This window comes from Actinokineospora sp. NPDC051303 (assembly GCF_055586285.1).
The window spans coordinates 111,490-136,669 of sequence record NZ_JBVJIN010000011.1 but is presented as its reverse complement, the minus strand read 5'-3'; the positions used below and the strand labels follow the sequence as shown (position 1 = coordinate 136,669).

At 70.5% G+C, this 25,180-nt stretch carries 24 protein-coding genes; 9 read left to right on the top strand and 15 right to left on the bottom strand.

All coding sequences use genetic code 11. The features are described 5' to 3' along the window. Positions 1-15: 15 nt before the first annotated feature. Entirely contained in the window at positions 16-1,206 is a 1,191-nt protein-coding gene (locus ACZ6SD_RS11690) for a sensor histidine kinase (protein ID WP_465316872.1), read from the bottom strand. A 252-nt stretch (positions 1,207-1,458) separates the two neighbouring features. After that, on the bottom strand, positions 1,459-1,989 hold the full coding sequence (locus ACZ6SD_RS11685; RefSeq protein WP_465316871.1) for a hypothetical protein: 531 nt from the start codon (positions 1,987-1,989) through the stop codon (positions 1,459-1,461). Positions 1,990-2,183: 194 nt separating this feature from the next. On the opposite strand from ACZ6SD_RS11685, the gene ACZ6SD_RS11680 reads away from it, so the two are divergent. Beyond that, positions 2,184-2,612, top strand: coding sequence for a hypothetical protein (locus tag ACZ6SD_RS11680; protein ID WP_465316870.1), 429 nt, complete (start codon positions 2,184-2,186; stop codon positions 2,610-2,612). A gap of 62 nt (positions 2,613-2,674) precedes the next feature. Continuing rightward, positions 2,675-3,709 carry a hypothetical protein gene (locus ACZ6SD_RS11675; RefSeq protein WP_465316869.1) on the top strand — a complete coding sequence of 345 codons (1,035 nt, stop codon included), beginning with the start codon at positions 2,675-2,677 and terminating at the stop codon, positions 3,707-3,709. A 26-nt stretch (positions 3,710-3,735) separates the two neighbouring features. Here ACZ6SD_RS11675 and ACZ6SD_RS11670 read toward each other — a convergent pair whose 3' ends face one another. The 5 genes from ACZ6SD_RS11670 to ACZ6SD_RS11650 all read right to left on the bottom strand — a co-directional run bounded on the left by ACZ6SD_RS11670 (position 3,736) and on the right by ACZ6SD_RS11650 (position 10,181). Continuing rightward, complete coding sequence (locus ACZ6SD_RS11670; protein WP_465316868.1) at positions 3,736-4,548, bottom strand: glycosyltransferase family 2 protein; 813 nt, start codon at positions 4,546-4,548, stop codon at positions 3,736-3,738. Beyond that, positions 4,545-6,008 carry a lipopolysaccharide biosynthesis protein gene (locus tag ACZ6SD_RS11665; protein ID WP_465316867.1) on the bottom strand — a complete coding sequence of 488 codons (1,464 nt, stop codon included), beginning with the start codon at positions 6,006-6,008 and terminating at the stop codon, positions 4,545-4,547. The genes ACZ6SD_RS11670 and ACZ6SD_RS11665 overlap by 4 nt, the downstream gene beginning before the upstream one ends. Continuing rightward, on the bottom strand, positions 6,005-7,423 hold the full coding sequence (locus ACZ6SD_RS11660) for an O-antigen ligase family protein (protein ID WP_465316866.1): 1,419 nt from the start codon (positions 7,421-7,423) through the stop codon (positions 6,005-6,007). The genes ACZ6SD_RS11665 and ACZ6SD_RS11660 overlap by 4 nt, the downstream gene beginning before the upstream one ends. Positions 7,424-7,425: 2 nt before the next feature. Then, positions 7,426-8,400 carry a hypothetical protein gene (locus tag ACZ6SD_RS11655; RefSeq protein WP_465316865.1) on the bottom strand — a complete coding sequence of 325 codons (975 nt, stop codon included), beginning with the start codon at positions 8,398-8,400 and terminating at the stop codon, positions 7,426-7,428. Between the two features lie 155 nt (positions 8,401-8,555). After that, on the bottom strand, positions 8,556-10,181 hold the full coding sequence (locus ACZ6SD_RS11650; protein ID WP_465316864.1) for a hypothetical protein: 1,626 nt from the start codon (positions 10,179-10,181) through the stop codon (positions 8,556-8,558). A 234-nt stretch (positions 10,182-10,415) separates the two neighbouring features. Between ACZ6SD_RS11650 and ACZ6SD_RS11645 the strand changes: the two genes are divergently transcribed. Next, positions 10,416-11,546 (top strand): right-handed parallel beta-helix repeat-containing protein, encoded by a 1,131-nt coding sequence (locus ACZ6SD_RS11645; protein ID WP_465316863.1) that lies wholly within the window; start codon positions 10,416-10,418, stop codon positions 11,544-11,546. A gap of 45 nt (positions 11,547-11,591) precedes the next feature. Here the strand turns inward: ACZ6SD_RS11645 and ACZ6SD_RS11640 are convergent, their stop codons facing one another. Then, on the bottom strand, positions 11,592-11,795 hold the full coding sequence (locus ACZ6SD_RS11640) for a DUF397 domain-containing protein (protein ID WP_465316862.1): 204 nt from the start codon (positions 11,793-11,795) through the stop codon (positions 11,592-11,594). Positions 11,796-11,817: 22 nt separating this feature from the next. Continuing rightward, complete coding sequence (locus tag ACZ6SD_RS11635) at positions 11,818-12,702, bottom strand: helix-turn-helix domain-containing protein (protein ID WP_465316861.1); 885 nt, start codon at positions 12,700-12,702, stop codon at positions 11,818-11,820. A gap of 155 nt (positions 12,703-12,857) precedes the next feature. Here ACZ6SD_RS11635 and ACZ6SD_RS11630 point away from each other — a divergent pair, with 155 nt between their 5' ends. Next, positions 12,858-13,154, top strand: a complete 297-nt coding sequence (locus ACZ6SD_RS11630; protein ID WP_465316860.1) for a hypothetical protein — start codon at positions 12,858-12,860, stop codon at positions 13,152-13,154. Here the strand turns inward: ACZ6SD_RS11630 and ACZ6SD_RS11625 are convergent. Then, positions 13,140-14,099 carry a TolB family protein gene (locus ACZ6SD_RS11625; protein ID WP_465316859.1) on the bottom strand — a complete coding sequence of 320 codons (960 nt, stop codon included), beginning with the start codon at positions 14,097-14,099 and terminating at the stop codon, positions 13,140-13,142. The two genes, ACZ6SD_RS11630 and ACZ6SD_RS11625, sit on opposite strands and share 15 nt — an antisense overlap. Next, on the bottom strand, positions 14,096-15,328 hold the full coding sequence (locus ACZ6SD_RS11620) for an MFS transporter (protein ID WP_465316858.1): 1,233 nt from the start codon (positions 15,326-15,328) through the stop codon (positions 14,096-14,098). The genes ACZ6SD_RS11625 and ACZ6SD_RS11620 overlap by 4 nt, the downstream gene beginning before the upstream one ends. 208 nt (positions 15,329-15,536) lie before the next feature. On the opposite strand from ACZ6SD_RS11620, the gene ACZ6SD_RS11615 reads away from it, so the two are divergent. Continuing rightward, entirely contained in the window at positions 15,537-16,919 is a 1,383-nt protein-coding gene (locus ACZ6SD_RS11615; RefSeq protein WP_465316857.1) for a glycosyltransferase family 4 protein, read from the top strand. 26 nt (positions 16,920-16,945) lie between these two features. Further along, on the top strand, positions 16,946-18,262 hold the full coding sequence (locus ACZ6SD_RS11610) for a UDP-glucose dehydrogenase family protein (protein WP_465316856.1): 1,317 nt from the start codon (positions 16,946-16,948) through the stop codon (positions 18,260-18,262). A 203-nt stretch (positions 18,263-18,465) separates the two neighbouring features. Here the strand turns inward: ACZ6SD_RS11610 and ACZ6SD_RS11605 are convergent, their stop codons facing one another. Further along, positions 18,466-19,284, bottom strand: a complete 819-nt coding sequence (locus ACZ6SD_RS11605; protein ID WP_465316855.1) for a hypothetical protein — start codon at positions 19,282-19,284, stop codon at positions 18,466-18,468. A 64-nt stretch (positions 19,285-19,348) separates the two neighbouring features. On the opposite strand from ACZ6SD_RS11605, the gene ACZ6SD_RS11600 reads away from it, so the two are divergent. Both ACZ6SD_RS11600 and ACZ6SD_RS11595 read left to right on the top strand, forming a co-directional pair. After that, entirely contained in the window at positions 19,349-19,558 is a 210-nt protein-coding gene (locus ACZ6SD_RS11600) for a helix-turn-helix domain-containing protein (RefSeq protein ID WP_465316854.1), read from the top strand. Beyond that, positions 19,559-20,107 carry a Clp protease N-terminal domain-containing protein gene (locus tag ACZ6SD_RS11595; protein ID WP_465316853.1) on the top strand — a complete coding sequence of 183 codons (549 nt, stop codon included), beginning with the start codon at positions 19,559-19,561 and terminating at the stop codon, positions 20,105-20,107. A 2-nt stretch (positions 20,108-20,109) separates the two neighbouring features. Here ACZ6SD_RS11595 and ACZ6SD_RS11590 read toward each other — a convergent pair whose 3' ends face one another. The 3 genes from ACZ6SD_RS11590 to yczE all read right to left on the bottom strand — a co-directional run bounded on the left by ACZ6SD_RS11590 (position 20,110) and on the right by yczE (position 23,281). Beyond that, positions 20,110-20,469: a VOC family protein gene (locus ACZ6SD_RS11590; RefSeq protein ID WP_465316852.1), complete on the bottom strand. Its 360-nt coding sequence runs from the start codon at positions 20,467-20,469 to the stop codon at positions 20,110-20,112. Between the two features lie 983 nt (positions 20,470-21,452). Then, positions 21,453-22,565: a calcium:cation antiporter gene (locus ACZ6SD_RS11585; RefSeq protein ID WP_465316851.1), complete on the bottom strand. Its 1,113-nt coding sequence runs from the start codon at positions 22,563-22,565 to the stop codon at positions 21,453-21,455. 86 nt (positions 22,566-22,651) lie between these two features. After that, positions 22,652-23,281: a membrane protein YczE gene (yczE, locus tag ACZ6SD_RS11580; protein WP_465316850.1), complete on the bottom strand. Its 630-nt coding sequence runs from the start codon at positions 23,279-23,281 to the stop codon at positions 22,652-22,654. Positions 23,282-23,342: 61 nt separating this feature from the next. Between yczE and ACZ6SD_RS11575 the strand changes: the two genes are divergently transcribed. Continuing rightward, entirely contained in the window at positions 23,343-24,941 is a 1,599-nt protein-coding gene (locus ACZ6SD_RS11575; protein WP_465316849.1) for an aminotransferase-like domain-containing protein, read from the top strand. Positions 24,942-25,180 lie beyond the last annotated feature (239 nt).

Sequence of the window (25,180 nt, the reverse complement as noted above, 5' to 3'; positions counted from 1 at the left end):
GTCCCGGCCGGGCGCCTAGGTGCTCAGCGGCTCCGGCGTGGGCAGGGTGAGCCGCACTGCGAAGCCGCCCTCGGCCGCGGGGCCCGCGGTGAGCGTGCCGCCGTAGAGCCGGGCGCGCTCGCGCATGCCGATCACGCCGTGTCCGCCGGGGGCCGGGTCGCCCGCCCGCGTGCCGTTGTCGTCGATCCGCACCACCACTTGCCGAGGATGCCACGTTACCGAAACCCAGGCCCGGCACTGGCCGCCGTGCTTGAGCACGTTCGTCAGCGCCTCCTGGATCACCCGGTACACCGTCAGCTGCAAACCGGACGGCAGCGGGCGCGGTGTCCCGACCACGGCCAACTCGACCTCGACGCCCGCGGCGCGCACCCGGCTGATCAGGTCCGCGAGACCGTCGAGCCCCGGCGCGGGCTGCTGGGAATCGCCGTCGGCGTCAGGTCCCGGGTCGTCGGAGGCGCGCAGCAGGTCCAGCATGTGCCGCATCTCGTCCAAGGCTTCGCGACTGGCGCCGCTGACGACGTTCAAGGCGGTCCGGGCGGTGTCCGGGTCGGCGTCGAGCACGTAGCCCGCCAGCCCCGTCTGCATCGCGATCACCGACATGTGATGCGCCACCACGTCGTGCAGTTCCCGGGCGATGCGCAGGCGCTCGGTGACGATCGCCTGCTCGGTGCGCTTGCGCTGCTCGGCGCGCAACTGCTCGGTGACCGCGGCCAGCCGCTCGTTGCGGTCGGCCAGTCTTCTGCCGGTCTCACCGAAAGCCCACGCCGTCGCGGGCAGCAGCAGGGTCTCGGCGAGCGCGATGGGCAGCGACAGCCCGGACACCGTCGCGCTCCAGAACAGGACCGGCGCCAGCGCGACCAGGCACGCCCCGGTCACCCGAGGCGGCCGCATCGACGCGACGGTGTACAGCGCCAGAAGCGGCCCCCAGAAGTTCAGCGCCAACTGGTCGTAACCGGCGGCGAGGTAAGCCGCGAGCCCCGCCGTCGACGCCGCCAGCACCGCCACCGGGGCCGCCCGCCGCGCCGCCAGCGGCAGGAACACCGCGGCCGTCAACGCGTACGCCAACAGGTCGGGGCCCCACGGGTCGGGGAAGTACTGGCTGCCCACGATCCAGGCCAGCCCCGTCATCGCCGCCGTGATCACCGCGTCGATCAGCCACGGCCCACGCCGTCCCAAGCCGCGCAGAACGGCGCTTTCGCTGAACACCCCCCGCATGGTAAGCCGCCCGCCGCAGCGCCGCGTCGTACTGACAGTGGACCCCGTATACCGCGCAGGTTTATCCCCACGGCGGACGTAACCCACCCGGGGCAGCAGATGACGCAACCCACGGCAGACGCTTTTCCCAGGCGGCAAGCATAACCTTGTTCCTGCGAGTCGCCCGGAGTGTCCACAAGAGACGACGGGCAGCCCAGGAGGGGGGAGCCGAGCGGCGGTTGGGGGACCGCCGCTCGGCATGGGTCACTTGACCAGGAACTTCGGGTCGGCGGCCAGGGCGGCGAGCTGGTCGACGGTGAACGGTAAGGCGTCCAGGCCGGGCAGGCCGGTGTAGGGGTACGACTTCGCCTGGGCGACGAACACCACTGCGTCGCCCAGGTGCTTGTAGGCGGCCCATTGGTCGAATCGGTCGTCGTCGGTCGATTGGGTGGAAACGCCTATCGTGGCGCCGTTGACGGTGACCGGGCCGCATTTGCCGCCCATGCCCCAGAAGCTCTTGGTCAGTCCGCAGTCGTCCAGGGGATTTCCGCCGTGTTGGACCTCGATCACCACCTGGGGTGTCGGCTGGATCGACGGGCCTGCCGCCGGGGTCACCGTGTCGCTCTCCAAGCCGTTGGTGGTCAGCACCACGGCGGTGGCAGCGCCGCCGCCGTCATGCTGATCGCGGCCGCCGCCGTCGACACAGCGAAGCGCGCCGAGCGCAAGCGAAAGGCGCTGTGGGCGGAGTGCGGGCACTCTGGCCAGTGCCCGCAGGAGAACCAGCCGGTCTGCCACGTTTCCGCCCCCGCGTCGTCCTGACAGTGGACCTCGTATACCGCGCGGGTTTATCCGGCCGTGGACGTGATCTCCGAGTTGTAGCCGAAGTCGCAAACCGTGGGCGGACGACTTCCCGAACCGGCGCGCATAGCGTTTCCCCTGTCATGCCAGAGAGTCCGCGCTCGGCGGACTCGCGGAATCAGGAGGGGTTCATGGCAACTCGACGAACCAAGGCCGTTGGCGTCGCGGCCGCGGCGATGGTGGGGATGATCGCGCTGACGGGCACGGCGTCGGCGGAAACCAGGCACGCCGACTGCCGGGCGGGCGGCGACATCCTGAGTGGCTCGGTGGACTTCAACCTGGCCAGTCAGAACACCGTCTACGTGTCGAAGACCCGCTTCAACATCGAGCGCAACAGCGGCAAGCACAACAATGTCTACGTCCGGCTGCGCGGCAACGGCGGCAACTCCAACTACTGGGCGTGGACCAGCGGAGACAACATCGTCGGCGGCAGGACTTACACCCAGACGGTGAACGTCCGTGTTCCCCGCGGCGCCAAGCCCTACGTGAAGTTCCACGCGACCTTCGACCAGAACGGCCCCGACCCCTCGTGCGCCGCCTACATCAACCTGCCTAGGTAATCCGTGTCCCGGTGGCCCGCGTCCCTGGCGCGGGCCACCGGCCCGCATCCCGGAGTGTCCACATGCGACGATGGATCGGTATCACGGCCGCCCTGGTCGTGCTGGTGCTCGGGTACCTGCTGTATCCCAGGGAGACGGCGCCGCCGCTCCCGCCGGACCCGCCGGTGCTGATCGACGCCGACGAGCACGGCGCGATCGTGCTCGACCAGGCGACCGGGGAAATGCTCGGCATCGACGCGGCGGGTGAGGTCCGCTGGCGGGACCGCGACCTCGCGGCCCGCCTTACCGTCGCCTGTCAAGCCCACTGCCCCGACGCGGTCGGCTCGGACCCGGCCGCCCCCACGATCTGGTGGACCGGCGACACCCGCGATCTGACTCAGGACCCCGTGCTCTGGGCGGCTTCCCGGACCGACGCGATCACCGTGCGGCCGAGGCCGAGCGGCGACGAGATCGACTTGGGTGCCGCGGGAACACACCAGACCAGCGGTGTCGACACCCGCCTGTTCGTCGCCCCAGACGATTCCCGCGCCGTCGCGGTGTCCTTTGTGGGCGCTTCCGCCGAGTACCGGACGCTGGCCCGCTCGGCTGGCAGGTGGTCGATTTCGGCACCGACCAGCGCGCCGATCGACAGCGCCTGCCTCGGCTTTGGGGGCCACCCGATCGTCTTGTTCGACGCCGATCACACGATCGTCGCCGACGCCGACGCCCGCCGAGACTTCCCAGCCACCCACGTCGGCCGCTGCGCCGTTGGCCAGAACACCGTTGTCACGCAACGATTCCGTGTGGAGTCAGCCATGGGAGCCATGACGACCACCCGTTTCTTCGACGCTGGCGGCCACCTCCGCTGGGAACGTGAAGACCCGGGAATCCACCCTGCCGCCTACGATCCCGCGTCCGACCTGCTCGCCCTGCCGACCGAAACGGACCTTGTCGTGCTCGGCCCGGAGAACACCCCGCTCACCCGCGTCCCCGGTGTCGCCGACGCCCGGTTCGTCTCCCCTGGCTGCCTGGCCCTGCTCGGCGGCGACACCAGGGTCACCTGGCGCTGCCTCGACCAGGAGAACAGACGACAGCCCCACCTTGCCGCGCGGCGATAGGTCCGATTCCCAGCCCGGGAGCGAAGTCAGTCGGCCTGCCACTGGGTGTAGTAGCTGGCCTCGTTCACCAGGTATCGGACGGTGGGTTCCGGGACGTGCTCGACCACGCGCCGCTTCGACATGCGGTGGACGAACTCCCAGTCTTCCTTCGGCAGCGTCGCCTTCACCCGGGGAATGCGGCTGAACAGCACATCGGGCGAGCGGCGCAGCACGATCGAGTTGGAGTCCACGTACGGGGAGTCATCCACCAGGGTCTTGCGGTCGAACGGCTCGGACAGCACATCGAGAACGGTGCCGTCGGCGCGGCGGCGTTCGACGGCCGAATACACCAAATCGGTGCCACGGCTAAGAGCGCGCAGAGTGTGCTCCAGGTGGTCTTCACGCCAGGTGTTGTCGTCGTCCAGGAAAGCCAGGTAACGCGAGTTCGTCAGCCGGATGCCGACGTTGCGGACCAGGCCGAGCACGCCGGAGTTGCGGGACAGGCTCACCGCGACCAGGCGCGGGTCCTGGGGCAGCGCGGGCATTCCGCCGCCGTCGTCCACCACGATCACGGTCTGGTCTGTCACCGTCTGCGCCAACGCCGACTCCACCGCCGCCGGTAGTAGTTCCGGGCGCCGGTAAGTCGGCATTACCGTGGTCACGAGAGTCGAGGGCCGTGCGCCGACCACCGCGCGCAGCCGGGCCACCTCGGCGTCCTCGAACGCGCGCAGCGCGGGCACCCGCCGCCCCAGGGTCAGCCGGGTCTTGGCCTCGTGCATGGGCCAGAGTCCGAACGCGTCGCGCAGCGCGCGGCGGACAGTGGCGGAGACGCCGTTGCGGTCTTTCGTCGGGGCGGTCACGCGGCGGCCGCCTCCGCACCGGAACGGCCAGGCAGCAGGGCACGCATCGGATACACCACCGGAAGGTAGACGGCGACGGCCACCAGGCCGCCGATGACCAGTTTCGCGAAGACGTTCTCGAACAGGTGGTGCACCAGAACGGCCGAGGCGACCACCAGCAGCCCGCCCGCCACCGGCCTGCGGCACGCCAGCACCGACGGCAGCAGCCGCAGCCCACGCCCGCGCACCACCCAGGCGAACGACGGCACCACAACCAGCGCCGCCACCGCCGCCTGCGCGATCGACGCGCCCCGGATGCCGTCCAAGCGGGTGCCGACGATCAGCGCGGGCAGCATCGTGCCCAGCCACAGCGCCTGCAACCCGATCAGCACCCGGTTGCCGTCCAGCGCGACCAGCAGGTCGTAGCCGATGAACAGCAGAATCCGCAGCAGGCCAAGCACCGCCAGCACCTGCAACGCCACCGCGGCTGGCGTCCACTTCTCGCCGTAGACCACGTGCAGCATCGGCGCGGCGTAGCAGGCGAGCAGCACGCACACCGGGATCGACGCGGCCATCAGCAGCCCCACCCCGCGCGCGAGAGCCTGCTCCAACTGCCTCTTGTCGTGCGCCAGCCGGGAGAACCCGGCCAGCGACACCCGCCGCGCGGCCTCGGAGAACACCTGCAGGGGCAGGCTCGACTGGTTGAACGCCATGACATAGAGCCCGAGCGCGACCTCGTCGGCGAGCGACCCCACGACGATCTTGTCCACATTGGTCACCGAGAGCACCAGCAGGCTCGCCGCGGCCAGCGGCAGCCCGAACCGGACCAACTCGCGCGCCACCACCGGGTTCCAGCCCGGCCGAACCCGCACCGGGCACAGCGCCAGATAGCAGCCGACCGACACCACGTTGCCCGCGATCTGCCCGACCGCGAAGCTCAGCGGCCCGGCGCCGGACAGCGCCAGCGAGATCGTCACGCTGGTCACCACCACGAATGCCGCCGCGTCGCAGAGGAACCTGGTGCGCTGCAAGAACTCCCGGTTCAGGATCGCCGCTGGCACGACCGCGACCCCGTCGAACACCACGGCCAGGCACAGCACCCGCACCACGGACACCGCGTCCGGGCTGCCCATCAGCTCGCAGAACGCGGGCGCGCCGAACCACACCAGCGCGTACAGCGCGGTCGACGTGCCGACCGCGATCGTCATCGCCGTCGGCGCGAACTCGCGCACGTCGCGCTCCCAGCGCACCAGCGCCAGGCTGACGCCGAGCTCGTTGAACGCCTGCAACAGCGTCACCGCGACCAGCGCGACGGCGAACACGCCGTAGTCGGCCGGGCTGAGGATGCGGGCGAGCGCGATGCCCGCCACCAGCGTGCCCAGGCGCAGCACGACGGTGTTCAGCAGGCTCCAGAGCGCGCCCCGGCCCACCTTCCCACCGACCGCGGCGCCCGGCGGCGCCTCGGGGGCGTCTGTGGTCACGCGGACACCTCGGTTCTGTGCGGCGGGGCTTGTCGTCGGTGGGGATGTCGGTGGGAATGTCGGTGGGAATGTCGCTGCGGACGCCTTCCCCGTTGCAGTGGTTCGCCAAGCAACGGCGGCACACCGCCCGGTTGCTCTTGCACTGTCCGCCACAACGCCCCGGCGACGCCCACGAGCAGGAACGTGTACCCGGTGGCGACGGCGAAGCCGATCAGGTCGAAGGTCGCCGACGAGATGCCCGGCACCGCGATGCACGCGGCGATGGTCACGCCCAGGTCACGCACCCTCGGGTCCTTGCTCGCCAGCCGCGCGCGGAACGCGCAGTACATGCCCGCGAGATAGAGGAAGATCAGCAGCACCAGGCCGACGACGCCGTTCTGCACCAGCGTGCCCAGGTACTGGTTGTCCAGCCAGCCGTATTTCTCCGGCAGGTAAGTGCCCATGCCCCGGCCGAGGACCAGGTGCTCGGCGATCTCCGAGCCCGCCCGCTCGACGGCGCGTCTGCGGCTTTCCGCGCTCGGGTCGACGCTGATGCTGGTGAACAGGCTGTAGAGGGTGCCGACCAGGCCGGGCACCACGACCCGCATGGCACCGAGGAACAGCACGATGCCGAGCAGTGCCCGCACCCGCCGCTTGGGGGTCATCGCCGGGATGATGAAGATCGCCGCGATCGCCAGCGCCAGCACCGCCGAGCGCGACAGCGACTGCATCGACGCCACCGCGAGAATGGACAGGCACAGCCACCACCGCCGGTGCGGACCGCCGTGGTCCATCCCGCGCAGCGCGTAGTGCAGCGCCAGCGGCACCGCCATCGCGCACACCACGCCGAACTCGATCGGATGCCCCGCGGTGCCCGCTGGCCTGCGGAAGTTCGACCGCTCCAGCACGTAGGACATCTCGCCGTTGGGCCGCAAGCCGGGCGGCATCAGGTACTGGGTCAGGTCCAGGCCCGCCATGAACTGCAGAATGCCGACCACCGCCATGAACGTCGCGCCGACGACCATGGTCTTGAGCAGCCGGTCGATCCTGGCCAGGCCGCGCACGCCGTCGCAGGTCGCGATGCCGACCGAGATGACCGCCAGCAAGGTGATCAGCGTCCGGTCGGCCGCGGCCAGCTCGTCCGGCGGCAGGTAGCCGTACGTGGCGTAGCCGTAGGTCGCCAGCTGCGAGCAGGCGAAGAGGAACAGGGCGGTCCGCGCCGCGTTGCGGCCCTTGGCGACACCGAGCGTGGTGACCAACTGGGCGCAGAACCACAGCACGCCCATCACCAGGCCGATGGCCATGCCGGGGGTGATCGCCATCGGCATGCCCTTGATCACCAGCGCGGCCGGGATCATCGTCATGGCCAACGCGTACCCACACGCCAGCGTCGCGCCGTCGGCCTTCTGCTTGCCGCCGAGATGATCGGGGAGCATGGTCAGCTTCGTGGATCGGGCGGCTGCACGCGCACCGTGGGCGGCTCGCGGTACTCCTCGGCAGGCCACCCCGGCCTCCTGCCGCCGGTGGCGCTACCGGTCGCCGCACCACCGCTTACCGGTTTGCCGTTAACCGGGGCCCGGTTCACGGCAGGCGCTGCCTTGACCGGGGCACCGGGCGTGGACCGGCCGCCGACCTCGGCGGGCCGCACCCGCTGGGTGCGCTCGGCGGGCGAAGCGGGCAGCCGCTCGTCGCGCGCGTGCGCGGGCGCCCGGGGCGCCCTGCGGTCCCCGGCGGGCACTGGCTCGTCGTCCGGCACGTCGGCGTGCCTGCCGCCCTCCTCGCCGCCGTCGCGCCTGCGGCGGCGGTTCTGGTAGCTCTCCACGGCGAACACCGTGCCGAGGCTGGCCACCAGCGCCAGCGCCAGCGCGACGGCCGCGGCGCGCAGCTTGCTCCCGCGCAGCGGCTCCGGCTCGGTCGGCGGCACCACGTCATCGACGCCGATGAACGTGCTCGGCGGCGCGTTGAGCGCCTCCTGCCGCTTCGCCAGCTCCTTCTTGGCCCGGTCGAGCACCTGGACCACCAAGTCGCGCGCGCCCTGCTCGGACACGCTCTCGGTCTTCACGCTGATGAACGGGCTGCCCTCGAACCCGCCGGTGAGCACGAACGTGTGGTCAGCCTTGTCCGCCCCCAGCTGCTTGACCACCTCGGGGGTGTTGATGCTCTGGATCACGATCGATGCCGAGATGGCCAGGCTGCTCTCGAACGCCAGCAGCGGGTTGGTCTGGCCGCTGACCTTGTCCGCGCTGCTCGTCGGCCCGCTGGACGGCGAGGTCAGCACGATCACGCCGGTCGACTCGTAGTGCAGCGGCGCCGCGGCGTAGACCGCGCCCGCCGCGCCGATGGTCACCAGGAACACCGGGAGCGCCACATACCACCGCTTGAGCAGTACAAGCAGTGTCTTCCAGAAGTCCATCTGCGCCCCAACACACGACGTATCGCCGAGCAACAGGTCCGGCTGCCTACTTTTCAGTCAATCGTGATCACACGAAAAGTCGTTACTCCATGTGATGCCGTGCGCTAGCCCGTTCGGCCATCTGGACGAAACAACTCTCTTCGGGGGACCCAGCCCTACCCGGCAAGGTTCGCACGGTAACGCCACACGCGGTAGGACGTGCCATCACCCAGCGGGGTTGTGAGCAGGAGGTCCCGCTCACAGACCACTATCCGCGCCTTGGTGCCGCCGCCCTGCTGCGGCTCGGTGAACCGCACGCACCCGGGGTGGGCCGGATCGGGGACGCCCGACTCGGCGTCGCCGCGCGCGTAGAGCACGACACCGCGCATGGCCAGGAACTCCGCCACCCGCCCGGCGCGCATCGCGTCGAGGTACGCCGCCGAGTTGACCAGGCCCTCCAGGTGCACGACCGGCCGGTTGAGGTGGTAGCCGAGGCTGCCCGCCCGGTCCCCGATGGCGATCGGCTCGCCCAGCGGCAGCAGCGCGTCGATCTGCGCGGCCACCCTCGGCCCCGCCTCGATGAACGCCGAGCGGGCCACACCGCCGCCGGTCGCGCGTACCGCGTTCGCGCCGACCGCCGCGACCACCAGCAGGACCAGCGCCGCGGCGAGAAGCCGCTGCGCGGGCGCTTTCCACCGGGCCGCCATGGCCGGACCGGCGAGCGCGACGGCCAGCGGTGCCGCCGAGAAATACCAGGGCCACAGTTGCCAGGACGAGGTCACCGCGTAGTAACCGACAGTGAGTATCCCGCCCGCCAGTATGACCGCGCCATACCGGGCCGAGTGACCCAGCCGCCCGCCCGCCCGACTGGCCACCGCGGCGCCGACCACGACCAGGCCGAGCGCGCCGAGCCAGGTCGACTGGCCGAAGAGCACCGGCGACGACAAGAACTGCCCTATGACATCGACGTTGAACGCCGTGCCGCCCAACGCTTTGGCCTGACCGGAAACCGGTAGCGCTGTCTCGAACAACGCCAAGTTGACTGACATGTACACGGTAAGCGCGACCGCTGGATACGCGGCCAGCCACAGCGACAGCCGCAGCCACGGACGGCCCGCCCGCGCCCACAGGACCGCCGAGAGCACGCCCAGCACGGCCATCGGGAACACCGTGTCCAACCGCGCCAGCACGGCCAACGCCATGAGCGCCCCGGCGACCCGCGCGTGCCCCGGCCCGAACCGCGCCGAGGTGAAGCCGTCGGTGCGCACGTACGTCGCCGCCAGCCAGAGCAGCGCGAACAACAGCAGCCCGGTCTCCATCCCGGAGTACCAGAACGACGGTCCCGCGGCCCCGACCACCAGCAGCGGCGCGGCGAAGACCAGCGTCAGCACCGGCCGTCCGGTCAGCTTCCCGATCCGGTCCAGTTGCCGCGCGGACGCGATGGCCAACCCGGCTGAGACCAGGGTCACCACCACCAGAGCGGCGTGACCCTGCGCGACCGAGAACACCGGGATCAGGACCAGTAGCCACAGCGGGTGATAACCGTTCGTGGGGTCCAGGCCGTTGAACGTCGACCCGTCGCCGCCCGCGATGTGCCGGGCGACGCCGAAGTAGTAGAACGCGTCGTCATCGAACAGGCCGACCGCGCGCTCGTACGGCGCGAAGACGACCATGGCGAGCCGGATCGCGGCGATCCCGCAGGCCAGCAGGGTCGCCGAGAGCCAGACCGGTGGCCGAGGCCGCGGACTCGGCACGGCGTGGTGCCGTCCGCCTACTGGGGTCGGTCGGGTGCTTGTGCGCATCCCAGGGCTCCCGGCTTAGTAAGGAAGTGCTCTGGCTTGGGATCGCGCCGCCGGGGGAATCGTTACCCAGCGTCGATCTCTGGGACGCGAGGGGAGAGTCACACTCACCGTGACCGCGACGACGTCTCGCCGTGACCTTATTGTGATCCGTTCGGCGATGTGCATAGAGTGCCGTTGGTGTCAGCGGGAAGTTGTTGTCTCGCCCGGGCGAGGCGGCGCGACCGGAAGGAACCCATGTCCGACCACTTACCCAGACGCCGCGCGGGCGCCCGCATCGCCCTCGCGGCAGGCGCGGTCGCGGTTCTCGTGGCGGGCTGCAAACCCCTGGCGGGCAAGCCGGTCCCCCCGCTGCCCACCCTCCCCACGACGACGACCACCACCATCGCCCCGGCGCCCACCTCCGTGCCTGCCACGACGACGACCACGACGAGCGCACCGCCGACCAGCACGGTGTCGAGCGCCAAACCGACCGCGTCGTCCAGCGTCAAACCCCCCACCGTCGCCACCCCGCGCCCGGTCGCGGGCGTTCTCGCCCCCGGTGTCGTCCCTCAACCCGGCCAAGTCGGCTACCGCGGCGACCGCGCGAAACTCAAAGTCGTCGACGGCCCCGCCAGCGCGCCCCCCGGCACCCAGTGGAACTCCGGCGCCCTCCGCTTCGGCGGCGGCGACGTCACCCTGGCGAACGTCCACGTCAAAGGCGGCATCGAGTACAGCGGCCGAGGCACCCTGACCATCCGCGACTCGATCATCGAGGGCAACCACCACAGTTGGTCGCCCCTGCTCGGCAACAGCGGCCACATCGACGTCCGCGACACCACCATCACCTACACCGACTCCCAGTGGCCCGGCCCGCAATGGGGCAACGGGGCGATCCACGGCGACGCCACCGTCACGGTGATCCGCTGCGACATCTCCGGCACCCCCGACGGCATCCAGAACGGCCCGGGAAACAGCACCATCGAGCAGAACCACATCCACGGCATGCTCCGCGCGGGCGACTACCCGAACAACACCCACAACGACGGCATCCAGAACTACGGCGGCCCCAACCTGTCGATCAAGCACAACCGCATCGACATCAGCGCCGACGGCAAGGCCTACGACGGCACCCACCAGAACGCGGCCATCTTCATCATGCCCAGCGACGGCTTCGCCTCCACCAACCTCCAAGTGGTCGGCAACTACCTCTCGGGCGGCGGCTACATCCTCCGCCTGGGCGCCCCGCTGTCCGGCGCCGTCATCACCGACAACCGCTTCGGCCCCACCACCGGCGGCTGGGGCGAAGTCCTCTTCGACGGCGGCGGCATAGCCCGCTGGGCCAACAACCTCAGCGCCACCAACCGGCAGTTGCCCAGCCCGCGGTGACTTTCAGCGTCCCGAAGGCCCGCCTTCGGGACGCTGATCGCGGGTCTAGTGGCTTGCGGTGAGGTCGCGGAGCAGAGCGGTCATGGCGGCGGTGGACACCGGCAGGATGGCCCCACCGGGGTTCTTGCTGTCGCGCAGGCCAAAGCGGTCGCCGTCGAGCCGAGCGGCTTCCACGCAGTCGCCGCCGCCGAAGCCGCCGCCGCCGGAAAAGCTGCTCTTGCGCCAGACCACGGTGTCGTTGCTCGTCATCGGATATTCCTCTCGCTGAGGGTTACTCGTAACTCTTACCGATGCTCTTGATGGTTGCCAGTGAGTCGTTAGGTGACAGCGCCCGGTCAGTGAGGATGCCCCAACGCTCCAAACATAGTCCCACTTCGGTGCGGTCTTCGATGAAGACCGCACCGCCTGGGCCTTCGGTGTAGCCGACTTCGGGAATCGGCTCCGGCAAGGTCAGCACCGAGAACGAGCCGTCGAGCGCCGGGCTCGCGCCCGCTGACTTCGGCAGGACTTGGATGGTGGTGTGCTCGGCTTCGGCGGCGTCAACCAGCCTGCTGAGTTGTCCACGCATCACCGATCGGGTGCCTATGGCGCGTTCGAGCACCATCTCATCGAGGATCACGTGGTAGCGCAACGGGTCCGGACGGGTCAGTACGCGCTGCCGGGCGGCGCGGGCCAGCACTCGGCGCTCGACCAGTTCATGCGACATGCCGGGGTTGACGCCCCTGAACAGCGCGCGGGTGTAGTCCGCTGTCTGCAACAAACCTGGCACCACAAGGGTTTCCAGTTGCCGCCGGGCGATCAGCGCGGCTTCGACATTGAGCATGCCGTGGAAATCCTCGGGCAAGTCCTTGCGAATCGACAGCCAGTAGCCACGTTCGTCGGCGCGGGCGGCGAGGCCGTGTGCCCACTCGCGCACGCCGGGGTCGGCCACGCCGTAGACATCGAGCAGTCGGTCTAGGTCGTAGTCCTTCACGCCCTGCTCGCGGTTCTCAATGCGGCTGATCTTCGAGCGCGACCACTTGCCGCCCAGTTCGCGCAGCCGGTCCACGGCTTGGTCCATGGTCAGGCCGCTCTTCTCGCGTGCCTCCCGCAGCATCTCGATGAGCTGCCACTGCCGCACGGTCGCGCTGACCGCCGCGCCGTTCTCCTGGCTCACAACTCCCCCTGACTCGACGGTTCGCCTCTCGGCACAGACCCACCCGGGTAGCCTGAATGGATGAAATTCGGAAGTTCCACTTTTGGTGCGACAACTTCTACGCCACTGTAGCGGTGACAGCCGGTGATCACACCGGCGCGTGGGGTGGAGGCGCCATGGTAGTAGCAGCAGGTCAGACCCGATCGGGTGACAACACGGAGGTCAGCGACGAGGTCCGCGAGATGATCGCCGAGCAGGCGCCGAGCCTGTTCGCTGTGGTTCAGGAACAGGACGGCCAAGAGGGCGCCTGCGTCGCGGCCTGGGGCATGGCGTTCGCGGACCGCGTGGAAGCGCTCACCGTGGACGAGCTCTTCCACATGCGGGTGAGCACGCCTGAGCGGGTGCGCACTCTGCTTTCCGACGACGACACCACCACCCGGCTCGTGTGGCTCGACCAGTCAGGGGGAAGGTGACGAGGCGCCGGTGACCAGGACCCGAGGTTCGCCTGCGCCGTCGGCGGAGGACTCATAGATGGCGGGTGCGCCGTCGCGGGGGGTTTTGGCGTAGGCGAGGGTGGTGGGGGTCAGCCAGGCGGCCTGGTCGTCCACGCCGTCCGAGCCGGGTAGCGCTGTCTCGCGGCCGGTAGCGAGGTCGAGGACGTACAGCTGCCAGCCGCCGAGGCGGCCGCCGCGCTTCTTGTAGGCGACCCGGGTCTCGTCGGGGGACAGGGACGGGCACTCGGCCGACTGGCGGACCGTCGCCATGGTCTTCGCCGCCAGGTCGCCCTTGACCAGCCAGGTGGTGGAGCCGGAGCCGAGGGTGGCGTAGAAGGTGCGGTCGTCGGCGGCGACGGTGACGCCCCAGTAGTTCTCGTTGGCCCGCTCGTCCGGCACGCCGTCGATGGTCGTGGCGAAGGTCTCCAGCGACTCGACCACCTCGCCCGAACGCAGGTCCAGCACACCGGTCCGGGTGGAGAACCCGCCCGGCGCGAGGTAAGAGTCGCCGGTCACGAACACCGTCCAGGAGACGATCTTCCCCGACGCCGACACCCGGGCCCGGCTCGGCGTGCCGGGCAGCGGCACCCGGCGCAGGTCCTTGCCTGCCGCGTCGAACACCGCGGCCTCGTAGCCGCCGGGCAGGGACATGCGCAGGCAGACCGTGGTCCCGCCCGCCGTGTAGACCCGCAGGCACTTGAGCGCCCCGGTGGTCCGCGTGCCGTCCGGCGCGAGCGCGGAGACCAGGTTCTGCCCGCCCGCGTTGTCCACGAACGTCAGCCCGCCCGCCACCGCCGCCCCCGGCTGGTTCGCGACCGCCCGCTGGTCGCGCACGGCAGCCACGACATACCCGACCCCCGCGGCGACGACGAGCACGATGGCGGCCACGCCGACCGCGATCCGGTGTCGCGCGAACCAGTTCACCGGGAGACCTCCGGGCGGACAAGCAGGAAGACGCCCACGAGCGCGGCGCCGAGCGCGCCGATGGCGATGAGCACGGACACGGTGAACGCCAACTGTTGCAAGAGCAGTCCAAAGCAGACGGATGAGCCGAACCGCGCCAACGCCTGGCCGGTCTGCACGATCGACAAACCGCCCGCCCGGAGGTGTTCCGGGACCAACGTCGAGCCGTGAGCCATCAGCACGCCGTCTGTCGCGGCGTAATAGAGACCGTGCAGAGCCACGGTAATCAGCGCTAACGGCACACCGGTAAACGGTCCAAGAAGCAACAGGTAGACGACGAACAGCACCACGTGCCCGGCGAAGAACACCGCCCACCGCCCGACCCGGTCGGCCAGCCGCCCCAGCGGCGCGGCGGCGAGCAGGAACGTCACGGCGGTGCCGACCGGCATCAGCACCAGCCACTGCGTCGACACGCCGGACACCTTCTGCAGGATCACGAAGACGAACGCGTCGGAGATCGTCGCGAGCCCGAGCAGGCCCGCCGCCACGGTCGTGCGCCGCACCCCTCGACTCCGCAGCAGGCCGAGAGTGTCGCGCAAGGTGACCATGCGCCCCGGCGTCCGCTCCCGGCGCGGCTGGCGCACGAAGAACACCAGGACGATGAGCCCGAGCAGGCCGAAGCAGAAGCTGACCACGAAGATCGGGCCGGGCCGGGTGGTCAGCCAGGTCAGGATCGCGAACGTCGCCAGCGGCCCGATCATCGCGCCGACGGTGTCCATCGCCCGGTGCACCCCGAACGCCGCGCCAAGCCGGTCGGGCGGGGTGACGAAGGAGATCAGCGCGTCGCGCGGCGCGGTCCGCAAGCCTTTGCCCGCGCGGTCGACGGCGATGAGCCCGCCGAGACCGGCGGCCGACGCGCCGATCGGGGTGAAGGCGAGCTTGGTGGCCGCCGACAGCCCGTATCCGACGACCGCGACCGCCTTGTGCCTGCCCACCCGGTCGGCGACATGGCCGCCGACGAGACGCAGGACGGCGGTCGCGCCGATGTAGATCCCGTCGAGCAGACCGAGTTGCAGGTAGCTCATCTGCAGGCTGAACACGACGTAGAACGGCAGGTAGGCGGTCACCATCTCGGCGGAGACGTCTGTGAGCAGGCTCACTGTGCCGAGCAGCAGCACCGTGGTCGGCACCCGGCTGGGCCGCGCGTCCCCGGGCGGGGCGCTGGTCCTCCTGGTGGATGCGACGTACACCCGAACACCTCCGCAGCCCAGCCCGCCCGCCGCGGTGCTTCGACCTCCGTATCGGCGAACGACCACGGTGTGTAACAACAACCGGCGGTCGGCCGAATCTGTGATGGGCAACTCGGCCAGGTTTCGCAGCTGATTCATACCGCCCGTAACCGAACTACTCGATCGAGCGAATACAGACCCGTCGGTCCCCCGCCAGGAAGAGGTCCCCGTGAGCCGTCAGCGGCCGCACGTGCTGATCATCGTGCAGAACCTCCCGGTCCCGCTCGACCGCCGGGTCTGGCTGGAGTGCCAGGCGCTCACCGCGGCGGGCTACGAGGTGTCGGTGATCTGCCCCAAGGGCCCCGGCGACCCCGCCTACGCGGTGCTCGACGGCGTCCACCTCTACAAGTACGCCCCGCCCAAGCAGGCCGATGGCCTGCTGGGCTATGCCTGGGAGTTCGTCTACTGCTGGCTGCGCACCGCCCGGCTCACCCTCAAGGTGCGCCGCCGCGCCCGCTTCGACGTCCTGCAGGCGTGCAACCCGCCGGACACCTACTGGGCGCTCGCGCTGCCGTGGAAGCTCACCGGGGTCAAGTTCGTCTTCGACCACCACGACCTCAACCCCGAGGTGTTCCGGTCGCGCTTCGGCGAGCCGACGAAGCTGCCCGGCAAGATCCAGCTCGCCATCCTGAAGTGGCTGGAACGCCGCACTTTCCGCACCGCGGACAGAGTGATCTCTACGAACACCTCTTACCAAGACATCGCGGTTAACCGAGGCGGCGTCAAACGTGAGCACACGACCGTCGTGCGCTCCGGCCCGGACACCTCTGTCATGCGCCCGGTCTACGCGGGCGACGCGCCACTGCGCGGCGGTGAACACTTGGTGGCGTACTTGGGAATCATGGGCCCACAGGACGGTGTGGACGGTGTGCTGGAGGCCGCCGACCGGATCGTGCACTTCCACGGCCGCAAGGATTTCCGGTTCGTCCTGCTCGGGTTCGGCGACTGTTTGGAAGACCTTAAGCGGCAGTCCACGGACTTGGGGCTGGATGAGTACGTGGAGTTCACCGGCCGCGTCGGCCCCGAGCAGATCGCGACCTACCTCTCGGCGGCGTCGATCGGCCTCTCGCCCGACCCGCGCAGCCCGCTCAACGACGTGTCCACCATGAACAAGACGATGGAGTACATGGCGTACGCGCTGCCCGTCGTCGCTTACCGGCTCACGGAAACCGTGGTGTCCGGCGGTGACTGCGCTGTCTATGTCGAACCCGGTGACAGCGACGGACTTGCCGACGCGGTGGTGGCGCTCGCCGACGACCCCGACCGCCGCGCCGAACTGGGCGCCGCTGGCAGGCGCCGCGCCGAGCGGGTCCTCGACTGGCGCCCGCAGGCCGAGGCGTACGTGGGCGTCTATGACGAACTCCTCGATTTCGCCTCAGCGGGCCCGTTCCCCCACGACGACCCCGAGGCCGAGGCCAGATTCGCGCCCGGAACCGACCGCTGGGGCAACCGACTTGTCGATCTTCGCGACGACCGGGCGTTGCGTGCCTTCGCCGCGACTCGCATCATGGCGCCCGAGTCGTGCGACGGCCCGGCCCCGCAGGCAAGCTGACTTCCGGACGCAAGGGGAGAGAACCGATGTTCGTACGACGGATCGCCGTGATCGGCACCGGGTACGTCGGGTTGACCACGGGGGCGTGCCTGGCCTCGCTTGGCCACGACGTCGTGTGCGCCGACGTGGACGCCGACAAGGTCGAGCGCCTCTCCCGCGGCGAGGTCGACATCCTCGAACCGGGTCTGGCCGAACTGGTCGCGGAGGGCATCGCGGCCGGGCGGCTGACCTTCGTCCTGGGCGCCGCCGCCGCGATCCGGCCCGCTGAGAACGGCCCCGAGGTCATGTTCCTGTGCGTGCCGACCCCGATGGGCGTCGGCGGCGTCGCCGACCTGAGCATCGTCGAGTCGGTGGTCGAAGAGGTCCGCGACCTGCTGCCCGCGGGCTGCGTCGTGGTCAACAAGTCCACCGTGCCGGTGGGCACCGCGGCGCGCACCGAGGAGCTGCTGGTCCGCGACGACGTCGCCGTGGTCTCCAACCCGGAGTTCCTGCGCGAAGGCAGCGCTGTCTACGACTTCCTCAACCCGGACCGCATCGTCGTCGGCGGCAGCAAGCAGGACGCCGCCGAACGCGTCGCCGCCCTCTACTCCCGACTCGGCGCCCCGACAGTGCTTACCGATGCGCCGAGTGCCGAACTGGTCAAGTACGCGGCCAACTGCTTCCTGGCGATGAAACTGTCCTATGTGAACGCTGTCGCCGAACTGTGCGACCGCCTCGGCGCGAACATCACCGACGTCACCGAGGGCATGGGCTACGACAAGCGCATCGGCCAGGCGTTCCTGCAGCCCGGCCCCGGCTGGGGCGGCTCCTGCCTGCCCAAGGACACCTCGGCGATGCTGCAACTCGCCGACGCGGCGGACTTCGAGTTCCGCCTCATCCGCGCCACCATCGACACCAACACCCGCCAGCGCCAGCGGATGGTCGAGAAGGTCCGCCTCGCGGTCACCGGCCGCCGCGGCGGCTCCCTGTCGCACACGCGCCTGGCCCTGTTCGGCCTCACCTTCAAGGCGGGCACCGACGACCTGCGCGACTCCCCGGCCCTGGCCGTCGCCGCCCTGCTCCGCCAGGCTGGGGCCGACCTGGTCGGCTACGACCCCGCCCTGCGCCCCGACGCCCGCCACCCCGACCTCGCGGGCATCACCATCGCCGACGATCCCTACCAGGCGGCCAAGGACGCCGAGGCCCTGATCGTCCTCACCGAATGGCCCGAGTTCCGCGGCCTCGACTGGGCGCGCCTCGCCGAGTCCGTCCGCAAGCCCATCGTGGTCGACACCCGCAACCTCCTCGACCCCGCCGTCGCCCGCCGCGTCGGCTTCGAGTGGATCGGCATCGGCAAACCCTGACCGGCGCCGAGAAGCTCCCAACGGAATAAGCCGCCACGCCGGGGACGTGCTGGTGGCCGGGTGCGCGGTGGCACAGTCTTCTGTCCCTAGGCCGCACCCTCGCGCACCAAGGCCGCCTCACCGGGGACTTCGCGACGGGTGTGGCAAGCGCCGACCTCTCCTTGGCTGGCGCGTAGGTGGCAGGCGGATCGCCCGGCCGGTTCTCACCTGGTGAAGTCGATGTGCACGAGGGCTTGGTCGTCGTGGGGTTTGGGGCGGGGCCAACGGATTCCCGCCGGGTCGGAGGTCTCCGCGGCGCGGACCGCGTCCAGGACCGCGTGCGGGCCGTGTTCGGTGGCCAGGGCGCGGACGGCGGGCCAGTCGAACAGGCTGTAGTCGTCCACGCCGCAGGACACGCCGTCGCTGGCCATGAGGATCGAGGTGACCTCCGCGCGCGGCCACGACGCCCGGATCGCGTGGTGGGCGGCGGCGGGCACGGCTTCGGCGACCCAGTAGCCGCCCTCCTGGTTGCGCCGGGCCGAGGTCTGCCGCGCCGACTCGCGCAGGGCGGCCAGGTGCTCGTCGGTGTACCCGGCGCCGTCGCGGAGCCGGTCGCGGTAGGAGCCGGGCGGCCCCTCGCGGAGCCGGGTGTCCGCCACGACCACCATGCCGGTCGTCAGGAACGCCACCACCGGACTGTCGGCCAGCACCAGCGCCTCGACGGTCGTGTCGTCCCAGCGCACCACCGCGACGGTGCTCGCCGGGCTCTCGCCCGGGGTGAAGCCGTTGCCGCGCGCCACCGCGCGGATCGCGCCCGCCAGCAGGTCGGCCAGATCCAGTTCGGGCGCGGTGGCCAGGCGCCCGGCGAGCTGGGTGGCCAGGTCGGTCGCGTAGGCGCCGCCGCTGGGTAACTCCGGGCGCAGGGAGGTGGCGCCGTCGAGCAGGATCACCGCGTCCGGCAGCACGACCACCACGTCCTCACTCGGGCGCGGCAGGCCGTCGAGTCCGACCCCGGGCTGTTCGGCCATCGCGATCTGCGGCATGCCCCGATCCTGCCCTCGTCAACCAGGGTTGACAACCCCGGTGTCGTCAACCTATGTTGACGCTATGGCTGAAGCAACCCACTTGGCGAGCGCGGCGGGGGATCGCGATCCCCGGGTCGGCCTGCGCGCGGTGGCCGCTCTCCGCAAGCTGCTGGAGCAGTTGGAGGCGGTGCAGGTGCGCAGCGCGCGCGCCGACGGATGGTCCTGGCAGGAGATCGCGGCCGAGCTAGGGGTGAGCAAGCAGGCCGTGCACAAGAAACACGGGAGGCAGTAGATGTTCGAGCGGTTCACCAAAGCGGCCCGCGTCGTCGTCCGCGACGGCGTGCGCATCGCCGAGACGGAGGAAGCGGCCACGATCGGTCCCGAGCACCTGCTGCTCGCCCTGCTCGGCCAGGACGGCACACCGGGGACCACGGTCCTCGCCCGGCACGCTGTCACGACCGAGGCGACCCGCGCCGCCCTCGCCGCCACCCGCAGGCGCGGCGGCCTGACCGAGGCGGAAGCCGCCGCCCTCGGCGAGTTCGGCATCGACGTCGACGCCGTCGTCGCGGCCGTCGAGCAAACCCACGGCGAAGGCGCGCTGGCAGGCGGGCGCAAGCGCCCGCGCACCTTCGGCCCACGGTGGCGGGTCCCGTTCAGCGCCGAAGCCAAACGGGTCCTGGAGCACAGCCTGCGCGAGGCGCTGGACCTAGGGGACAAGAGCATCGGCGACGAGCACGTCCTACTCGCCATCCTCCGCGTCGGCGGCCCGACCGCGGACGCACTCGCCTCCCTGGGCGTCACCTACCAGGGCGTGCGCGCCTCCCTGTCCCGCGCGAGCTGACCTCAGTCGGCCTGGAGCACCGACAGCACATTGCCCGCCGGATCCTTGAACCACGCGATCAACGGCCCGCGTCCGCGCATGATCCCCTTCTCGTCAACCCCCTCGTAGCGCTCGAATATGACGCCACGCTCCCGAAGCCACTCCACCGCCGCCTCGATATCGGCAACCGGAAAGTTCAGGATCGTGAACGACGCGGGCACGTGGTCCGGCTTGGGGTAGACCAATGTCTCCGCCCCCAGGCTCAGACGCAGCATCCCGAACTCCTCGACCAGCGGAACGCCGAGCGTTTCGCCATAGAACTCCTTGGCCTTGCCAATGTCGTCCACGGAAAATCCGCTGAACGCCTTAGTGTGCTCCAACATGGCGTGCTCCTCACTCCAGTCATAGTCCACACAGGACACAACCCGTCGCGACCGTCCGACAGCCCCGCCGACCCTTTCACCGTCGACCGCGCGCCACGGCAAGTCACCGCGCCGAAGCCCGGCTCGCAGCCGCCTGGGTGGGCGACCGACCCGGACAACCCGACTGGCCGATGGCAGGCCGCAGGCACCTCACCCTGCCGCACACCGAGCAGCCGCGCAGGCTCCCGACCGAACCGCTAGCGGCCCCCGACGCCCGTACCCGGCCGGATGCACGTCGTCAGCGACCCAGTCACCCCTGCTGATGCCGTTCCGCCTGCCGTCGCCCATACCCAAGGCACAGCAGCGCCATGCCAGCCGAAAACCCCGAACCCGACCGCAGCCGAACCTGAACCCGGAGGCGGCCGAACCCCGAACCTGGAGGCAGCCGCTCCCGACCCGGAGGCAGCGGCCCCCGAACCCGGAGGCAGCGGCCCCGAACCCACGGCCGCCGAGCCGCGAACCCCACGGCAGCCGAACCCCAAACCCCACGGTCGACGTTCCGACGAGGTATCGGTGCGTCAGCACCAACAACAGGACCCACCACGACACCCACTGGCTTAGTCGCGGCCTGCGTCCAGATTCCGCGGCCACCGCGGCTCGTCCCGCTTTCGTGGGCTGTCGAGTCGCGCTTTGGCGGGCTGGTGGGTCCGGCTTCCGTGGGCTGTCAAGTTCCGCTTCGGCGGGTTGCCGAGTCCGGGTTTGGCGGGTGCCGAGTTCCGTCTTGGCGGGCTGTCGAGTCCGGATTTGGTGGGTTGTCGAGTTTCGCTTTGGCGGGCTGTCGAGTCCGGCTTTCGCGGACCGTCGAGTGTCGTTTCCGCAGACCGTTGGGACCTGTTTTCGCGGGCCGCCGAGGCGATTGCGCGGCGATCTACGGCGGTGCCTCACCTTCTCTTCCGTATCGGTGACCCACGAAGGGGGCCACGATGATCATCTGCTGGTGACTCTCATGGTGTGACGGCCAGGAACAGGAACGCGCTGAACAGGGTCAGGTGCACGGTGCCCTGCAAGAGCGTCGCCCGTCCCGAGACCAGCGTCAGCGTGCTCACCACCACGGTCAGCACGAGCAGCACGAGTTCGGTCGGACCCAGCCCGAGTAACAGCGGTCCGGTCAGCCAAACCGACGCCACGGCGATCGCCGGGATGGTCAGGCCGATGCTGGCCAACGCCGACCCCAAGGCCAGGTTTAGGCTCACCTGCAAGCGGTTGCGCAGGGCGGCCCGCACGGCGGCGACCGTCTCGGGCATCAGCACCAGCAGCGCGATCAGCACGCCCACGAACGACACCGGCGCGCCGATCGCGGCCACCGCCGACTCCATCGTCGGCGACACCGTCTTGGCGAGTCCGACCACCGCGATCAGGCAGACCAGCAGCAGCCCGAGGCTCGCCAGCGCTGTCCGGGTGGTCGGGGCGTCGGCGTGGCCGTCCTCGTCCAGGTCGTCGGCCGAGGACTTGGGCAGGAAGTAGTCGCGGTGCCGCACGGTCTGCACGAACACGAACACCCCGTACAGCACCAACGACGCCACTCCGGCGAAGGCCAGTTGCGCGCCGGAGAACGTCGGCCCCGGGGTGCTTGTGGTGAAGGTCGGCAGCACGAGACTCAACGTGACCAGCGCCGTGATCACCGCCAGCGCCCCGCCCGAGGCGTGCGCGCGGAACTCCTGCACCCGATGCCGTAACGACCCGACCAGCAGCGCCAGGCCGACGATCCCGTTGCAGGTGATCATGATGGCGGCGAACACGGTGTCTCGTGCGAGCGAGGCGGACTTCTCCCCGCCCGACGCCATCAGCGTGACGATCAGGGCCACTTCGATCACCGTGACCGCGATGGCCAGGATCAACGTCCCGAACGGCTCCCCGACGCGGTGGGCGACCACCTCGGCGTGGTGCACGGCCGCGACGACCGCCCCGCCGAGCCCGAGGCAGACCAGCGCCAGCAGCACTGGCCCGAGGTCGCGGCCCCAGGTCAGGGCCAGCACCGCCACCGCGGCGGGCGGGACGGCGAGGCTCCAACGGGGCAGGGGCGTGGTGGTGGTTGTGGCGTTCACATGCGTCGACATTAGTGCGGGTGGCGGAATGCGGCCGGAAGTTATCCACAGACCTGAAAGTTGTCCACAGGTTGAGTGGGGGCCTTGACAGAGGCAGTTCAGGCTGGCACGGAACGGGGGCGCCACGACAGCCAGGGCAGGAACGCTTGGGCGAGTGGGCCGATGGCCAGCGCGTACAGGGCTGTGCCGACGCCGACCGTGCCGCCGAGGAACCAGCCGGTGGCCAGGACGGTCACCTCGATGGCGGTCCGCACCCAGCGGATCGGGAAACCGGTGCGGGCCGCGATGCCGGTCATCAGGCCATCGCGCGGGCCGGGGCCGAGGCGGGCGCCGATGTAGGCGGCGGTCGCCGCGCCGTTGAGCAAGATCCCGGCGGCGAGCAGGGCGATTCGGGTGACCAGCGCGCCGGGAGTGGGCAGGACGGCCAGGGTGAGGTCGACGGTGAGCGCGATGACTGCCACGTTGGCGAGCGTGCCGATGCCGGGGCGCTGCCGCAGCGGAAGCCAGCACAGCAGCACCGCGGCGGCGGTGACCGCGGTGATCGCGCCGAAGCTCAGGCCGGTTCGCAGGTGCAGCGCCTCATGCAGCACATCCCACGGCGACAGGCCGAGGGCCGCCTCGATCTGCAGGCCCATGCTCGCCCCGTAGAGCGCCAGGCCCGCGAACAGGTGCGGCAGGCGTCGGCTGGGGCTGATGCGGACGGGGACAGGAGTCAGGTCTAGGGCCATGCGGCCATCGTGGTTGACGATTGGCTATCTCTGCGATGGCCAATCTGAGACAATTGGCCCTATGGTCTCCAGTGTTCCCGCAGCCGGACGAGTGTCCGCCCAGCGATTGGTTCGCATGCTCGGCGAGTGGCGCGAGCACGGCAGTCGGCAGGGCTCGGCCGGGTTGGCCGCGGGCATCCGGCTGCTGGTGTTCGACGGGCAGCTGCCGCCCGGCACCCTGTTGCCCGCCGAGCGCGAGTTGGCCGGGGCGCTCGGTGTCAGCCGGACCTTGGTGGCGACCGCATGGGACCTGTTGCGGGCCGACGGCCTGATCGTCAGCAGGCGCGGTTCTGGTTCGCGTACCGCGCTGCCCGCCGCGCGTGACCGGGAACCCGAGCCGACCGGCCACTACCTGATCGACTTGGCGCGGGCCGCTCCCGCCGCGCTTCCCGGGCTCGGCGCCGCGATCGACGCGGTGCGGGGCTCGTTCGCGGCCGAGTTGTCCGGGCACGGTTATCACGAGTTCGGCCTGGATATTTTGCGTGAGCGAATCGCTGACCGGTTCACCGCGCGCGGGCTGCCTACCGGCCCGGAGGAAGTGCTGATCACCAACGGCGCTCACCACGCTCTCGCGCTTGTCTTGCGGGCGCTTACCGGGCCCGGGGATCGCGTGCTCGTAGAGCAGCCCACTTATCCGAACGCGATCGAGACGATGCGGGCCGCGCATGTCGTGCCGGTGCCCGTTCCCCTGCCGGAGAGTTATCCACAGGCAGCCCCGCTCGCCCCGGAATTGTCGGCCCCCGCCGGTAGACTGGAGCAGGGCCGACCCCCCAGGGCGGGTGGGGGCTGCGCTGGTGGGGGTTTGGGGCCGGGGGGTTCTGAGGCGGGCGATTTCAGGCTTGGGGCGGGGTGGGATCTCGACGGGGTGGAGGCGACGCTGCGGCAGGCGGCGCCGCGGTTGGCGTACTTCGTGGTCGATTTTCAGAATCCGACGGGGCGCAGGCTGGACGCCGAGGGGCGGGAGCGGTTGGGGGCCGCGCTGCGGCGGGGGCGGACGCCCGCGGTGGTCGACGAGACACTGGTCGAGCTTGATTTGGTGGGGGACCCGGTGGACGGGCCGCCGCCGATGGCGGTCTTCGCGCCGAATCTGGTGGTCACCGTGGGATCGGTGAGCAAGTCGCACTGGGGTGGGTTGCGGCTGGGGTGGGTGCGCGCGCCCGAGGAGGTCATCGGGCGGCTCGCCGCGGCTCGGCACGCGTTCGACCTGGGATCGCCGGTGTTCGAGCAGCTGGTCGTCGCCCAGTTGTACGCCGATCCGGAGCCGATGCTGCGGGAGCGGCGCGCGGTGACCAGGCAGGCGCGGGACGCGCTGGTCGCTGCGGTGCGGGCGCACTGCCCGGACTGGACTTTCGAGGTGCCCTCGGGCGGGCTGAGCCTGTGGTGCCGGCTGCCCGCGCCGATCGGGACGCGGGTCGCGGTCGCCGCGCAGAACGCGGGGGTGCGGGTCGCGCCCGGGTCACGATTCGGTGTGCACGGCGGTTTGGAGCGGTGGCTGCGCCTGCCGTACGCCTTACCGGCTCCGGTGCTGGTAGACGCGGTGCTCAGGCTGTCTCGGGTCGCCGCGGGCATCACCGGTGCCCCAGGGTCGGTCGGTTCCGACGGTCTCATACCGGTGGCGTAGCTAGCTTTACCAGTACTGAACCCTGTAGAAAACAGTGCGCTGGATGGCGTAGTTGTTTGGACCTTTCGGACCGACTTCGCCATCCAGCGCACTCAACCCTGGCCACTCAGGCCGGTCGGCGCAGCCCCTCGTTGCGCCGACCGGATGAACGGCCAAGGGGGAGCCCCGGGGGGGGGGGGGGGGGGGGGGGGGGGGGGGGGGGGGGGCGGGGGCGTGGGAGCGGCGAGCGGGTCGTGGGG

What these genes read in the sequence shown, in the direction of transcription:
- ACZ6SD_RS11680 (WP_465316870.1), top strand. Translation starts at nt 2,184, where the DNA reads ATGGCAACTCGACGAACCAAGGCCGTTGGCGTCGCGGCCGCGGCGATG.
- ACZ6SD_RS11675 (WP_465316869.1), top strand. Translation starts at nt 2,675, where the DNA reads ATGCGACGATGGATCGGTATCACGGCCGCCCTGGTCGTGCTGGTGCTC.
- ACZ6SD_RS11660 (WP_465316866.1), bottom strand. Translation starts at nt 7,423, where the DNA reads ATGCTCCCCGATCATCTCGGCGGCAAGCAGAAGGCCGACGGCGCGACG.
- ACZ6SD_RS11655 (WP_465316865.1), bottom strand. Translation starts at nt 8,400, where the DNA reads ATGGACTTCTGGAAGACACTGCTTGTACTGCTCAAGCGGTGGTATGTG.
- ACZ6SD_RS11650 (WP_465316864.1), bottom strand. Translation starts at nt 10,181, where the DNA reads ATGCGCACAAGCACCCGACCGACCCCAGTAGGCGGACGGCACCACGCC.
- ACZ6SD_RS11645 (WP_465316863.1), top strand. Translation starts at nt 10,416, where the DNA reads ATGTCCGACCACTTACCCAGACGCCGCGCGGGCGCCCGCATCGCCCTC.
- ACZ6SD_RS11640 (WP_465316862.1), bottom strand. Translation starts at nt 11,795, where the DNA reads ATGACGAGCAACGACACCGTGGTCTGGCGCAAGAGCAGCTTTTCCGGC.
- ACZ6SD_RS11630 (WP_465316860.1), top strand. Translation starts at nt 12,858, where the DNA reads ATGGTAGTAGCAGCAGGTCAGACCCGATCGGGTGACAACACGGAGGTC.
- ACZ6SD_RS11610 (WP_465316856.1), top strand. Translation starts at nt 16,946, where the DNA reads ATGTTCGTACGACGGATCGCCGTGATCGGCACCGGGTACGTCGGGTTG.
- ACZ6SD_RS11605 (WP_465316855.1), bottom strand. Translation starts at nt 19,284, where the DNA reads ATGCCGCAGATCGCGATGGCCGAACAGCCCGGGGTCGGACTCGACGGC.
- ACZ6SD_RS11600 (WP_465316854.1), top strand. Translation starts at nt 19,349, where the DNA reads ATGGCTGAAGCAACCCACTTGGCGAGCGCGGCGGGGGATCGCGATCCC.
- ACZ6SD_RS11595 (WP_465316853.1), top strand. Translation starts at nt 19,559, where the DNA reads ATGTTCGAGCGGTTCACCAAAGCGGCCCGCGTCGTCGTCCGCGACGGC.
- ACZ6SD_RS11590 (WP_465316852.1), bottom strand. Translation starts at nt 20,469, where the DNA reads ATGTTGGAGCACACTAAGGCGTTCAGCGGATTTTCCGTGGACGACATT.
- ACZ6SD_RS11585 (WP_465316851.1), bottom strand. Translation starts at nt 22,565, where the DNA reads ATGTCGACGCATGTGAACGCCACAACCACCACCACGCCCCTGCCCCGT.
- yczE (WP_465316850.1), bottom strand. Translation starts at nt 23,281, where the DNA reads ATGGCCCTAGACCTGACTCCTGTCCCCGTCCGCATCAGCCCCAGCCGA.
- ACZ6SD_RS11575 (WP_465316849.1), top strand. Translation starts at nt 23,343, where the DNA reads ATGGTCTCCAGTGTTCCCGCAGCCGGACGAGTGTCCGCCCAGCGATTG.